This window comes from Pedobacter sp. G11, assembly GCF_003860265.1.
Taxonomy (GTDB): domain Bacteria; phylum Bacteroidota; class Bacteroidia; order Sphingobacteriales; family Sphingobacteriaceae; genus Pedobacter; species Pedobacter agri.
On record NZ_CP034190.1, the window covers coordinates 4505538 to 4519367 of the forward strand.

A 13830-nucleotide genomic window follows, 5' to 3' on the forward strand; every position below is an offset into this window, starting at 1 on the left:
AGCAGATACACAAATGAACAAAATAATATTAGCAACCATAGTAGCTACAGTAGCTACTATAGGAACAACATACGCCCAAAGTTATGCACCTGATGCTTTCCGTTTTTCACAGACAAATTATGGTAGCTCGGCAAGATTTAAAGGAATGGGTGGCGCACAGATTGGTGTAGGCGGAGATATCGGTTCTATTAACGCCAATCCTGCAGGGCTTGGACTATTTACAAAATCTGAATTAAATATCACGCCGGAATTTAACAGCGTTTCCAACGAGAGTGCTTATCTGGGAAATAATATCAAATCAGATAAAAGTCAAATCAACTTGAATAACCTGGGGGTTGTATTTTACAATCCAGCAGCAAAAATGAAAGGCTCTGATGTCAATAAAGGGCTTGTAAGTACTGTTTTCGGGTTGAGTTATACCAGAAACAATGATTTCTTGAATAATATTGATTACAACGGAATCAATACAAACAGTTCAATTAGAGATGCATATGTAGATCAAGCGAATGGCTTTGGTACAGAAAATTCTGTTGCCGGAGATGCTTATAACAGTTATTTGATTAATAGAAATGCACCAAATTTTCCTAATGGATTTTCTGCTGAGCCGTACAATAATGCAAACTTTGATCAAAACTGGAGTGAAAGCAGATTAGGTTCTACTTCGGAATTTAATATTGCTGGGGCACTTAATTTTTCAAACAAATTATATCTTGGGGCAACAGCTAGTTTTGTAAATGTAAAGTATACAAGTGATGCATCATTTACTGAGTCAGGTATTGTGAATTCTTACGATGATCAGCTAACTGTACCCGCTTATACCGGCAATGAAAACTATACGCTAACCCATCTTAGGTATCAACAAACCAGAGGTAATGGTTTCAACCTAAAACTTGGAATGATCTACCGTCCGGTACCTGAACTGCGAGTTGGATTAAATTTCCAAACGCCAACCTGGATGAGTATTGAAGATAACACGACTGAGACCTTACAGGCACGATTAGCTGGTAATGCAACAAATAGTGCACAATCTATCAATAATCCAAGCAGATATTATGACTTCACTTACAATCTTCGTACGCCACTCAAAGCATCAGCTGGTTTAAGTTATGTAATCGGAAATGTTGCATTAATTTCTGCAGATGTAGACTATATCGATTACTCTTCAATGCGCTTTTCTGCCGATGGCGGTGGTAGTTCTGCAACAATTAATGATAATAATGCATTTATAAAGGCATCATATAAAGAAGCTGTAAATTACAGACTTGGTGCTGAAGTAAAAGTAACCAGTGAAGTAAGTTTAAGAGGTGGTTATGCAGTGAATGGAAACGGTATTAAAGGTGGAGAGAATTCATTCTACCAAGGCCAGTTCATCACAGGTGGTATTGGCTACCGTATTGATAACTATTACTTTGATTTAGCTTATCAAAACTATAAAACGAATTTCAATTCTAGTCCGTACCTGTTAGATGATTATTCAGAACCTGTTGCTGATGTTAAAAGCAATAGAAATAATGTATTTTTAACATTTGGTGTGAGGTTCTAATCCGCTATAACGCAAAATAATAAAGCCCCTGATTAATTAATCAGGGGCTTTGTTATTTAGATTTTATTGTAATTTCTTTCTCACCATAAGCTACACCTTCAGATGTAATTCCTTGAACAATGATTTTAAACCTTCCACTAATATCGCCGGTATTAAATACAACTTTTGTGTGATCAGATGCTTTGATTGCAACTTGATAATTCCAGTAGATTGTGGCAAAATTGATTGGTTCATTCATGTTCAAAATATCTGGCTGATAGAAATCTTTGGCCAGACGAATGCCTTTCAAAATTTTAAAATTTGGCTTATCCTCATTATCTGTGCAACCTGAATAAGTGATGCTGCCTGACCCCGCAGCTTGTTTGTAGGTTTTACCTTGTTCTGGTGGTCTGTTCTCAGAATCGCCGATATGATTGCCACAGTTCAAGATGTTAGACCGACATACATAATCACCGCATTTATTTGCGCCCCTTACAGCAAAATTCAAGCGATCATCTTTTTTGCTTTTAATTACTACGTCTTTCAGTTTGATTCCCGAAGATGCCGTTAGGTTTGAGATATTATCTTCTAGCATCACAACTCCATTCGCCAATGGCTTATACCCAATATTAGTTACATATTTTTTTATCTCAAAGAACGGATCATTCAACTCAACATCATACTTGTAACTTTTTTTATCGCTCAAACTTAACCAAACCCTTCCTTGCTCAGTTGATAATAAATTAGCTGATGGAATAATGAAATGGCCAGCACTATCTGTAGCCAAAACATTAATTTTTGTTCCGCCGATTGTATTTAATAACATTGGCGTTTTCAACCGGCCATTGTCTTTTTTTACAGTGCCGCTCAATTCCATAGAAGACTGATTAAATTTAATTGTAGCCAATTTTTCACCTTGCCATTTATATTTCCTCCACCCCTTTATCAATAAGACAAGATTTAAGTATTCTGGATCTTGATACTTTACACCCTGAGGATGTTGAGGTAAATCAGCCAGATGCCGCTGAAAAAAGTAAAAATCAGTGATGTTTTGATTATTGTATTGAGCAAGCCGATTGGCTTGGACACAACTAACTGAGACCAATCCGAGCAGGGGTTTGTTGTTTCTACCCAAAGCATTTAAAGAAAGCTCAACACGATCTCTTGTTTGATATTCTTCCCTATCAGTACCAATTTGAATTTTATTAATTTGGTCGTAATGCGCAAAGAATATACGTTCAGCTATTGGCTGATAAGCTTCATTCAGAATAGTTAACGCATATAATCCTATCGGAAAAGAATCGAGCTTGAACCGGATGTTTTGAATGCTGAAAGCTTTAAGCTCGAAAGCAGAATGAAGGTAAATCGTCGAAAAATCGTGAAGTACAACGTGAATGCTCGATGCCTTGTTACTTTCCAATTGAACCCGCAAATCATTATCTATGACCGAATTACGAGCCCTGAGTACTAAGCCATCAGGTAAAATAGATGGTAAATCAAACCGTTTGGCAGAATCAATGCCTACAATTTTCGCATACAGCCTCTTATTTTTATCGGGCTGAAGCATAAAGCTTCCCATGCCTGCCGAGTTAGTGCTTATAGTATCTATAACTTTATCATCATCGTAAAGTACAGCACGCCCATGTATTGCATTGCCGTTTTCATCTTTAATCTCAAAACCTAATCGGCAATATAACTGATCTATAAGATTGCCGCTTTCTGGATAAAAATTGATCATATATTTCTTCCCATTCTTAACAGGAAGATTGAACATTAGATTTCTAATATCTTTACCTTTTCTGATAGTAGCCTGAAGCAAGTTATTTTCTTCATTAATTTGATCTGCGTTATAATCGATCATAATTTCTCCAATCACATTGCTTTTTGCTTTTCCTGCATGAAGAATATTATTGCCTCTACCAATTTTATAACTTACCTCAGCATGCTCAACAAAGCGATTATCACTTGATAATAACTTGAGCAATGCAGTTCCCTTTTTTGTTTTTTCATCGTAGCTTTTAAAAACTGATACCTTTGGAACAAGTGGATTGATCGTAGTAGACTTTATTATGATCGGCTGAATAAATACGCCATCAAAATCATTGTTTAATTTGATGTTGGTATTGGCCACAAAATTATACTGACCACTCTGCAGTGAATCCGGAAGGGTTAAACTACCAAAAGCCATACCTTCTTCTATCAGAAATTTTTCTTGTAAGAGTATGGTACTATCAGCTGCGTTAACCAGTGATAAGTAAAGTGTATGAAATTGATCAGACCTTACAGCAGCTTTTAATAAATAAGCGGTAAACCAAACCTGATCATTATTGGTATACACATTTTTATCAAAATGGATAAAAAGCGTAGAGCGGTTGTGTTGTAAATGGTAGCTTTTTAAATTTTCTGCAACCACATCAAAACTTTGAACTTGCGCCCTCGTAAGGTAGCCAAAAAGCATAAAGAAAGAAACTAGGATGAATTTGGGAAGCATAATTTACAGTATGCCTAAAAATCATGATTTTATTTCATTCATCCAACTAAATAATTCCGTGAAGTGGTCTTCCTGCTTTTGCCAACTGATTAATTTTCAACTCAGTTGACTGATCTTTGATCAATTCCGGTGCATGATGTGGTTTCTTCCTTGCATCAATAATTAATGAACCTTTACAGCCCCAATGTTTATTTATGGTAAAGTCATTAACGCCATAAATATCTGCTGCAGGATTGCTTCGGGTAAAGGTAATCCACACTAAATTATCAATATTTGCGGCAGTAAATGCTGAATCATCTGCCAACACAATCAGCGGGAAGCCAGATAAATCCTGGTCAATTAAGGAGATATTCAATAGGGCAATTTCAGCTGCCGTTTTCTCGGCACTAATATATTTATCGCACTCAATAACCAAAATACCCGGAATGGCTACGTGGTACTGATAACAGCCATCTCCCATTTTTAAGCCTTCGGGAACGGCATTCCATAATATTCTCTTCTTCTCTCCTGCTGCCGCAATTACAACTTTCGAGCCACTGTTCAATCCATCTCCACTATAATCTAAAGTATCGATGGTAGTATTGGTATAAAAATGAATATCTCTGGTTAAATCTAACCGTTCGAGTATGTGCGTAAGAAATTCCTGAATATGGTGAGTGCTTAATTTTTCGTCATCTTCCTTTGCTGCGATAAAAACATATTTTGCCAAACTCAACTGATTTTTCCCTAAAATGTGATTGGCGATGGTAAGGATTTCTTGTGGCCTTCGCTCTTTTAAATAAGGCGTATAACGTTCACTTCCAATAGCAAACAACAAGGGATGAACGCCTGCTGCATCAACAGCATGAACTTCTTTTAAACCATGAATTTCCTGGGGAATAGCAGAACCTGTGATCTCATGAATCAATGCACCAAAACTGGTGTCTTCCTGTGGTGGTCTGCCAACTACCGTAAACGACCAAATGGCATCCTGTTTATGATAAACATTGTGCACTTTCATCAATGGAAAAGAATGAGTTAAGCTATAGTAACCTAAATGATCACCAAAGGGCCCTTCTGGCTTATTTTCGTTTGGATAAACTGTTCCGGTGATAACGAAATCGGCATCTGCTGAAATACAAAATCCTTCATCATCATAAAAATAGCGAAATCTCCGATCGCCCAAGGCACCGGCAAAAGTCATTTCAGATAAACCTTCAGGCAGCGGCATCACGGCCGCTAGCGGATGCGACGGAGGTCCGCCTACGAAAATACTAACCTTTAAGGGTTGCCCAACTTTATTCGCTTTAGATTGGTGAACACCAATACCCCGATGAATTTGATAATGTAAGCCAATCTCTCTGTTTTGAATATAATCATTTCCACCAAGCTGAATACGATACATTCCCAAGTTGGCGTTTAAAATGCCTGGTTTTTCAATATCTTCAGTATATACTTGAGGCATGGTAACAAACGGACCACCATCCATTGGCCAATTTACGATTTGAGGCAATTGATCAATAGTGGTTTTCTTGAAGTTGTTCTTAGCGGAAGGCGTTTTCATGGGTAATGCCGACAAAGCAGACATTGCGGAACCTGCATACTTGAAAGGATTCTTCAATGCTTTCATCGGATCGTTTCGTAACGACACCAATTGCTGCACCTTGGGCAACGTATCTCTAAATATAAATTTCGAGCGCTCTAATGTTCCAAATAAGTTGGAAACAGCCGGAAAGGGACTACCCTTTACCTTCTCAAAAAATAATGCCGGACCTTGTTTTTCATAAACCCTTAAATGGATGGCTGCCATTTCTAAATACGGATCTACTTCTTCTTTAATCCTGATTAAATGACCATGTTTTTCGAGGTCGGAAACACATTCTGCTAAACTTTTATATGCCATGCCCAAAGATAAATAAATAGCTATTCTATAAAACAAAAAAGCCTCAGATAAACAGATTTGACAATTAATCTATTTAACTGAGGCCCGTTTAACCTACTTTTTAAATTATTTCTTTCCTGCAAATGAGCGTAACATCCAGGTATTTTTCTCTTTAAACTGCATGAAACGGTTTACCATATCATTAGATCCGTCGTCACCTGCATCAGCTGTAGCTTCAAGAATTTCCCTTTCAATTTCGATTAATTTTGACATATCATCCAAAATAGCGTCAACCATATCAAGATCTTTCATCCCAATGGTATCAATCTCTTGAATTTGTGATTCTTTAATGTAATCAGCAAAACGACTATGAGGGGGTTTACCTAATGTTAAAACACGTTCTGCTATTTCATCAATAGTTAACTGGGCATTAGTATAGAGCTCTTCAAATTTAACATGAAGCGTAAAAAAATTTTGTCCTTTTATATTCCAGTGGCAACCTCTCAGTTTTTGATAGTGGATGTGGTAATTGGCCAGATAATCGTTCAAAAGATCTACTACCGGTTTTACCTCTGTTTCATTTAAGCTTATTTCCTTGGCGTCCATTTTAAAAATTTTTATGTGATTTTAATGTGTACCTAACAAATCAGATTTATAAAAGTTTTAATCTAAATCTTCAGCAATACAATACCTTATTTATAAGTGCGTTTATTAAGCAATAAGAAGCCAATTTGTATCTATTACAATTTATTGTGAATGAATAACATATAGACTGATGTAAATTTTGATCCTATCATTTTTACGATCAAAGCGTTTAGAAAACTCGATATGGTTAACAATATTATTCGTATAATTGCTTCCTTTGACTAAGAAATTTATAGAAAATAAATGCACAAAATATACTTATCTGCTTTTGTTCTATTTGCTCTAAACATCGCAAATGCTAAAGCAAGCACAGGTAGAGACTCTATCGGCGTTGAAAATAATAATGGCAAGAAACTTATCGTTCATCAAATTGTAGCCAAAGACACTTATTATTCTGTTGGCAGAAGGTACAATGTATCTCCCAAAGATATTATGGCCTACAATGAGAACAAATACCTTCAGGTAGGTGTAATCATTAAAGTTCCAACAAATCTTCCATGGGGATCTACAAATGTTACAAGTCCGGTTTCGTCATCCACTGATGGCGGTATAATTGAACATACGGTAAAGGCGAAAGAAAATTTAAACATGCTTGCCGAAAAGTATGGAACCACCATTATCGAAATTAAACGACTAAATAATTTAAGCGGAAATAACTTAAGTATTGGGCAGGTGCTAAAAATTGCTACCAAAGGCACTGTTGCTGAAACGCCAAATCCCGCTCCTGCGCAACCGACAAAGGTTGTTACGCAAACCCCTGCTCAGGAAAGTACAGTTACCGATCAAACCATGATTGAACACACTGTTGCACCTAAAGAGTTTTTGGGTAAAATAGCAGAGAAATATGGAACCACTGTTGAAGAAGTAAAAAAAGCCAATAATCTATCGAGCAATAATCTTCGAATTGGTCAGAAACTAAAAATTCCGGCTACAAAAAACATAGAAGAAAGTAAAGTAGTCAGTGTTGCTGAAGAAAAATCTGTTGAGGATAATAAACCTGTAAATGCATCTGGCACACATACCGTTTTAAGAAACGAAACTATTTTTACTGTAGCAAAGCAATATGGTGTTACAGCTTATCAGTTGCGTAAATTAAATAATTTACCAGATAATGCCATTAGCATCGGACAAGTTTTAAAAGTACCGGGAGGTATTGTAACCGATGTTCAGGTACCGAAAGAGAAACAAGTTGAGCCCGCTGTAGAGGTGCCGGTTAATAACTCAAAAGAAGAAAGTTTCATCCATATTGTGGCAACTGGCGAAAACATTTTCAGTATCGCGAAAAAGTATAACCTTACGGCTTATCAAATCAGGTCGGCAAATAAGCTATCAGATAATTCAATTAAGGTTGATCAAAAACTAGTGATTCCAAAACCACCACAACCTAAATCTGTAAACGAAGCATCTAAAGAGGATCAGGAAAGTGAGCCGGATAGCACAATGGTAAAGGATCCAAAACTACGCCGTGACCCAAGCGTTTATGGTTTAAGCCAGATTGAAGAAAAGGGTGCTGCAGTATGGATTGCAGATGCAGATCTCGATAGCTCAAAAATGTTGGTTTTACACCGCACAGCACCTGTTGGCAGAGTGATTAAAATTACTAACCCGATGACGAACAAGACTACCTTTGCAAAGGTTGTTGGTAAATTCACTGAAAACGAATCAACAAAAGATGTTATTATTGTAATGACTAAAGCTGTGGCCGATTCATTAGGCGCTTTAGACAAACGTTTTTTCTGCAATTTAACATATAGTGCTCAATGAGTTTGAACAAAAAACCATTTATAATAGGTATTGCCGGCGGTAGCGGATCAGGTAAAACATTTTTTTTAAACTGTTTTTTACATCACTTTAAACAAGATGAGGTTACACTTGTTTCTCAGGATGATTATTACATTCCTGCAGGAGACATGACCCAGGAAGAAAATAAGTTATACAATTTCGATCTTCCCTCTACTATTGATAGCGAACAGTTTTTACGAGATATTAAACAATTGACAAGTGGTGAGGTAGTTTATAAAAAAGAATACAATTTCAATAATCCGCTTGCAGTTGTAAAAATACTGGAAATTAAATCTGCTCCGATTATTATCGTTGAAGGACTTTTCATCCTCCATTTCAAAGAAATTGCAGCCTTGCTTGATCATACCATTTTTGTTGATGCTAATGAACAGGTCGCATTAGATCGCCGGATTAAACGCGATGGCTTGGAACGTGGCTATCCTGAAGATGATGTACTTTACAAGTGGCACAATCACGTTGTGCCGGCCTACAAAGAATATTTACTTCCTTATAGGGAACAATGCCACAAGGTGATCATGAATAACACCAATGAGCCGGATGAGATTATAGCCATTACAGAGGCCATTTCAAATGACTTAAGAGAAAGTATCCTGGTTGATATTCATTAACAAACATCTTAAAAGAGCGGCCATTTTATAATCGCCGCTCTTTTTACATATTCAATTTCATTTCAGGTATTTCGCCTTCTACAATTAATCTTCCAGCAGTTGATTGCTTTATAAAATCAACGCTTACGCCAGGAGCCCGCTCCAGGAGTTTAAATCCACCTCCCGGCAATACATCTAAAACAGCTAATTCGGTCACGATTTTCCTGATACATTTTACGCCGGTAAGCGGTAAAGTACATGATGGAAGCAGCTTGCTCTCCCCTGCCTTATTTACATGTTGCATGGCTACAATGATATTTTTAGCAGATGCAACTAAATCCATTGCACCACCCATTCCCTTAACCATTTTTCCAGGGATTTTCCAATTTGCAATATCACCATTTTCAGAAACCTCCATCGCTCCTAAAATAGTAAGATCTACTTTTTGAGCTCTGATCATGCCAAAGCTCATTGCTGAATCAAAAATCGAAGATCCTGGTAAAGTGGTGATGGTTTGTTTTCCAGCGTTAATCAAATCTGCGTCTTCTTCACCTTCAAATGGAAATGGACCCATCCCTAAAAGGCCGTTTTCTGATTGTAAAACTACGTTTATCCCCTTCGGAATATAATTGGCAACCAAAGTTGGAATTCCAATCCCCAGATTAACGTAGTAACCGTCTTTTATTTCTTGCGCAATACGTTGCGCTATTTCTTCTTTATTAAACATAAATTTGATTGATAGATTAAGATATCGGATAGATTCCGGACTAGCGACTTCAGACCTCAGATTTCCTGACCGTACGCTGCTCAATACGCTTTTCATAATTCTTACCTTGAAAAATGCTATGAACGTAAATTCCAGGTGTATGGATATAATCCGGATCCAATTCTCCGGCCTCAACTAGTTCTTCCACTTCAGCAATCGTGATTTTCCCAGCCATAGCCATTACCGGATTAAAATTTCTACTTGTAGAACGAAAAGTCAAGTTACCGGCCGTATCTCCTTTCCAGGCTTTTACAATGGCGAAATCAGCATCGAAAGCATATTCCATTAAATAATCCTTACCATTAAAATTTCTGATTTCTTTACCTTCCGCCACTTCTGTCCCTACGCCAGCAGGTGTAAATATTGCAGGCATTCCGTATCCGGCAGCCAAACATCTTGTTGCTAAAGTACCTTGAGGGATAAGATCTACCTCAAGCTCACCACTTAATAGCTGACGCTCAAACTCAGCATTTTCACCAACGTAAGAAGAAATCATTTTTTTAACCTGACGCTGTTTCAACATCAATCCAATACCAAAGTCATCTACTCCTGCATTGTTCGAAATGCAGGTTAAATTTTTTACACCTTTGGTTACCAAAGCATTAATGCAGTTTTCTGGAATGCCGCAAAGTCCAAATCCACCAAGCATTAGGGTTGCTCCGTCTGAAATATCTCTGATCGCTTCTTCAGCGCCTGATACCACCTTATTTATCATTTTATGAATTATTGGTTAGTTTGCTAATTTAACAATTGCGTTCAGATTTCCGGTAGATTTAGTCAGTAAATCTCTTGGGAGTGTTATTTAATTGGAATTGTTCTAAACAACGCTTACCTTTGTATTGCAATGATTTACGAGAGAGACGACAAAACATTTATTGTTCCAACCGATCCTGAATTTCAAAAGGGAATGGGATACCTTTTCAGCTGCACTGCTGAACATAAAAAATGCTGTGAAAAATTTAAGAAGGGTAAGCGTTGCAAAAAATGTCCTGGAAATAAGAAAAAGTAGCCTAGCTTCAAAAACTCCAAGCTTGCGTCTACGCTTATAGATAATCCAGCCATACTCGCTACTTAACATTATTAGCTTTTTAAATGCTAATTGCCTGGTATTGCTATTCAGTTTTATTCATTAATTAAAGTAACTATAGCACCATAAAATTTATAATGCTATAGTTATTACTAGTTTAGATAAACATATGTAATTCCATCGCCACCTCTATCGGCATGCTCATCTTCCATCCTATTCACCTGACTATATTTCCGAAGATACTCTCTGATCATTTTACGTAAAATGCCATCTCCTTTTCCATGGATAATTTTGATAGAAGGAAATCCTAACATAATCGCTTTATCCAGATATTTTTCCACCTCGAATAAAGCATCTTCTGTACGTTTGCCACGAAGATCAAGCTCGGCTCGGAAACCAGAAATGGCATCATTCATCCTGCCTGCAAAAGAACCTCCACTGCTTTGAATAACCTTTTTTGCTTCTTTATTGCTAATTTTTTGAACACGGGTTTTCTTTACATTCGATCGCAAATCGCCTATGGCTAAAACCAGCTCATTGCGATTAATCTCCAACACCTGTCCGGTAGTTTCGCTATCTGTAAATTTCACCCAATCGCCAACGGCTATTTCTCCTCCAATAACAACCTGAACCGGTTTTGGACGCTCTTTCGGAACTGTATTCTTTACCAATTCACGCTGCAAATTCTGGCGAAGTTCTTTTGTTACGATTTTATCAGCCTGCTTTTCTTTAATTTCAGCAATGGTGTTTTCAACTAATTTATTAGCATTTTTGATAATATTTTGTGCTTCTTGTTTGGCCTCTTTGATTAAAACCCTTCTGTTTTCATCTAAAAATGCCCTGAGTTTTTCATTTTCTTCAATCAGGTTTTTAGCCTTATTCTGTTGATTCGCCAAACTTACTTTTGCATCATAAATTGTTTTTTTCTCACGCTCCAGATCGACCAACATGGTATCAACGCGATTTTGATTTGAACCCGTTTTTTCCTTTGCCAGTTGGATAACTTCTTTAGGCAAACCGATGTTCTGGGCAATTTCGAAAGCATAAGAACTTCCTGGTTTCCCCATTTCCAGAATATAAAGCGGCTTCATTTTAGCATTATCGAATAGCATCGACGCATTTTCCAAGCCAGGAGTATTACCGGCAAACAACTTTAAATTAGAATAGTGGGTGGTTATGACACCGCGAACCTTTTTATTATTTAAAACTTCCAAAACAGCCTCCGCCATTGGTCCTCCAAACTGTGGGTCGGTTCCTGTACCAAACTCATCGATTAAAACCATCGTTTTAGGCGAAGCATGTTCTACAAAATAACGCATCTTTTTCAGGTGCGCACTATAAGTACTTAAATCACTTTCAATAGATTGATCATCTCCGATATCGGCAAAAATATTTTCGAATAAGCCTACCTCACTATTTGCATCAACGGGGATTAACAAACCTGTCTGTAACATAATCTGCAATAAACCTACCGTTTTCATACATACCGATTTACCTCCGGCATTAGGGCCAGAAACCAGTACCACACGAGTTTCGGCATCAATATGAATATTTAAGGGCGTTACTGTTTTCTTTTCGGAAGCGAAAGAAATCGCCAGTAATGGATGCCGGGCATTGATCAGTTTGGTTTTAGGCTCCTTAAGCAGACCAGGCATTTCTGCTTCAATATCTAAGGCAAATAACGCTTTCGCTCGTACAAAATCCAATTTCGTTAAAAAGCCATGATAAGAAAGCAAGAGTGGTGAATATGGCCTCAAATCATCTGTTAAGGCAATTAAAATTTTGATAATTTCTCTTCGTTTATCAAATTCCAAATCACGAAGTTTATTGTTCAGCGTAAAAACTTCCTCAGGCTCGATGTAAACGGTTTGACCGGTTGCTGATTCATCGTGAACAAAACCTTTCAACTTCCTTTTATTTTCAGCCAAAACGGGAATACACATCCGCCCATCACGAATGGTTAAACTTCCATCGGCCACCCAGTTATTTGCAATGGCTTGTTTGTAAATGGAATCCATCCGCTTACGAACATCTTGCTCGGTTTTAGAAATTGCCGAAGTGATTTCCTGCAACTCTTTCGAAGCATTTGGTTTGATTTTACCTTTCGGGTCAATGACCGTTTCTATCTTGCGAAGGATATTTTTTTCGATTGGCAAATGTTCAAATAAAGCTTCGAGTGTTGGATACACCTCAGCTCGCTCTTCAAAAAAACGCAGCACTGAAAAAACAGTTTGGAGAGAAGTATATACCTGAAACCACTCTTCTTCCTGCAGGTAAGTTCCTTCTACTCTGATTTTCTCTACCAGAGATTTAATATCAAAAAAGGAATTGATTTGTAACGGCTCCTGGTTTTGCAGGATACTCTTAAATTCGTTGGTTTGTCGTAAAAATTTGTCGATTTGATCAAAACGATTCATCACCTGCATCTTTTGCACCATTGCCTGCCCCATTGGGCTTAAGCAATGTTTGCTAATCAACGCTCTTATCTCTACAAATCCTAAACGTTCTAAACAATTTTCGGGATATAACATATTATTGTACTAATGTGGGCGAAGCAGTCGTGAGGTTAACATTACTTCTTTTGATGTTAATCAATGAATCAGCCTTTGCCCTTTTCTTTTTAATTTGTGTAGTGGTCTTCGCCTTCGAAACAGAGTCAGTTTTCGATTTCTTTACCAGCGCAAGCGAATCTGCCTTAAAAATTTTAATAATTTTAAGTGAATCTGCTCTAAAAGTTTTCTTTTGCCACAGAGAATCTGCTTTTTTAAGACCTGTTTTTTGTTTTTCTATTTTTCCCGAAATCGCTGTATACATTTCTTTAAGCACTTCCGGGTTATGGTTGTAATAAATTAAGCTTTTGGCGTAGTGGGCAGAATCGGTATCATATTTTTTATAAATTCCATTATAATATGCGGCACCTACTTTACGGGCAGAATCCTGAACATAAATGGAAGACAAATAGCCATCAACTAAGTGAATATCGAATAAAATCCCTTCCATCCTTTCCCGGTCTATAATGCCCTCGGGTACTTTCGGTTTACATCCAAAGGCCAAAATTGCCAGTACAAACCCCCAAACTATTCTCTTCATTTTTAATTAAACATTATTTTTTTGCCCAAATTGCGGCA

Annotated in this window: 10 protein-coding genes; 3 read left to right on the top strand and 7 right to left on the bottom strand. The window is 37.3% G+C overall.

The window, feature by feature from the left end; all coding sequences use genetic code 11:
• Positions 1-13 precede the first annotated feature (13 nt).
• Complete coding sequence (locus EA772_RS19310; RefSeq protein ID WP_124914588.1) at positions 14-1543, top strand: OmpP1/FadL family transporter; 1530 nt, start codon at positions 14-16, stop codon at positions 1541-1543.
• Between the two features lie 52 nt (positions 1544-1595).
• On the opposite strand, the gene EA772_RS19315 is transcribed toward EA772_RS19310, so the two are convergent.
• From EA772_RS19315 to EA772_RS19325, 3 genes are all read right to left on the bottom strand, one after another.
• On the bottom strand, positions 1596-4013 hold the full coding sequence (locus tag EA772_RS19315) for a hypothetical protein (RefSeq protein ID WP_124914589.1): 2418 nt from the start codon (positions 4011-4013) through the stop codon (positions 1596-1598).
• Between the two features lie 46 nt (positions 4014-4059).
• Entirely contained in the window at positions 4060-5895 is a 1836-nt protein-coding gene (locus EA772_RS19320) for a UbiD family decarboxylase (protein WP_124914590.1), read from the bottom strand.
• A 105-nt stretch (positions 5896-6000) separates the two neighbouring features.
• Positions 6001-6480, bottom strand: a complete 480-nt coding sequence (locus EA772_RS19325; RefSeq protein ID WP_010601878.1) for a Dps family protein — start codon at positions 6478-6480, stop codon at positions 6001-6003.
• A 282-nt stretch (positions 6481-6762) separates the two neighbouring features.
• Between EA772_RS19325 and EA772_RS19330 the strand changes: the two genes are divergently transcribed.
• Together EA772_RS19330 and EA772_RS19335 are read left to right on the top strand one after the other, a co-directional pair.
• A complete protein-coding gene (locus EA772_RS19330; protein WP_124914591.1) occupies positions 6763-8283 on the top strand; it encodes a LysM peptidoglycan-binding domain-containing protein in 1521 nt (506 codons plus the stop codon).
• A gap of 2 nt (positions 8284-8285) precedes the next feature.
• Positions 8286-8930 carry a uridine kinase gene (locus tag EA772_RS19335; RefSeq protein ID WP_124915099.1) on the top strand — a complete coding sequence of 215 codons (645 nt, stop codon included), beginning with the start codon at positions 8286-8288 and terminating at the stop codon, positions 8928-8930.
• 43 nt (positions 8931-8973) lie between these two features.
• Here EA772_RS19335 and EA772_RS19340 read toward each other — a convergent pair whose 3' ends face one another.
• The 4 genes from EA772_RS19340 to EA772_RS19355 all read right to left on the bottom strand — a co-directional run bounded on the left by EA772_RS19340 (position 8974) and on the right by EA772_RS19355 (position 13792).
• Complete coding sequence (locus EA772_RS19340; protein WP_124914592.1) at positions 8974-9636, bottom strand: CoA transferase subunit B; 663 nt, start codon at positions 9634-9636, stop codon at positions 8974-8976.
• A 49-nt stretch (positions 9637-9685) separates the two neighbouring features.
• Complete coding sequence (locus tag EA772_RS19345) at positions 9686-10390, bottom strand: CoA transferase subunit A (RefSeq protein ID WP_124914593.1); 705 nt, start codon at positions 10388-10390, stop codon at positions 9686-9688.
• A 464-nt stretch (positions 10391-10854) separates the two neighbouring features.
• Entirely contained in the window at positions 10855-13233 is a 2379-nt protein-coding gene (locus tag EA772_RS19350) for an endonuclease MutS2 (RefSeq protein ID WP_124914594.1), read from the bottom strand.
• Position 13234: 1 nt separating this feature from the next.
• Positions 13235-13792 (bottom strand): DUF4296 domain-containing protein, encoded by a 558-nt coding sequence (locus EA772_RS19355; protein ID WP_124914595.1) that lies wholly within the window; start codon positions 13790-13792, stop codon positions 13235-13237.
• Positions 13793-13830: the final 38 nt, after the last annotated feature.

What these genes read in the sequence shown, in the direction of transcription:
- EA772_RS19310 (WP_124914588.1), top strand. Translation starts at nt 14, where the DNA reads ATGAACAAAATAATATTAGCAACCATAGTAGCTACAGTAGCTACTATA.
- EA772_RS19315 (WP_124914589.1), bottom strand. Translation starts at nt 4,013, where the DNA reads ATGCTTCCCAAATTCATCCTAGTTTCTTTCTTTATGCTTTTTGGCTAC.
- EA772_RS19320 (WP_124914590.1), bottom strand. Translation starts at nt 5,895, where the DNA reads ATGGCATATAAAAGTTTAGCAGAATGTGTTTCCGACCTCGAAAAACAT.
- EA772_RS19325 (WP_010601878.1), bottom strand. Translation starts at nt 6,480, where the DNA reads ATGGACGCCAAGGAAATAAGCTTAAATGAAACAGAGGTAAAACCGGTA.
- EA772_RS19330 (WP_124914591.1), top strand. Translation starts at nt 6,763, where the DNA reads ATGCACAAAATATACTTATCTGCTTTTGTTCTATTTGCTCTAAACATC.
- EA772_RS19340 (WP_124914592.1), bottom strand. Translation starts at nt 9,636, where the DNA reads ATGTTTAATAAAGAAGAAATAGCGCAACGTATTGCGCAAGAAATAAAA.
- EA772_RS19345 (WP_124914593.1), bottom strand. Translation starts at nt 10,390, where the DNA reads ATGATAAATAAGGTGGTATCAGGCGCTGAAGAAGCGATCAGAGATATT.
- EA772_RS19350 (WP_124914594.1), bottom strand. Translation starts at nt 13,233, where the DNA reads ATGTTATATCCCGAAAATTGTTTAGAACGTTTAGGATTTGTAGAGATA.
- EA772_RS19355 (WP_124914595.1), bottom strand. Translation starts at nt 13,792, where the DNA reads ATGAAGAGAATAGTTTGGGGGTTTGTACTGGCAATTTTGGCCTTTGGA.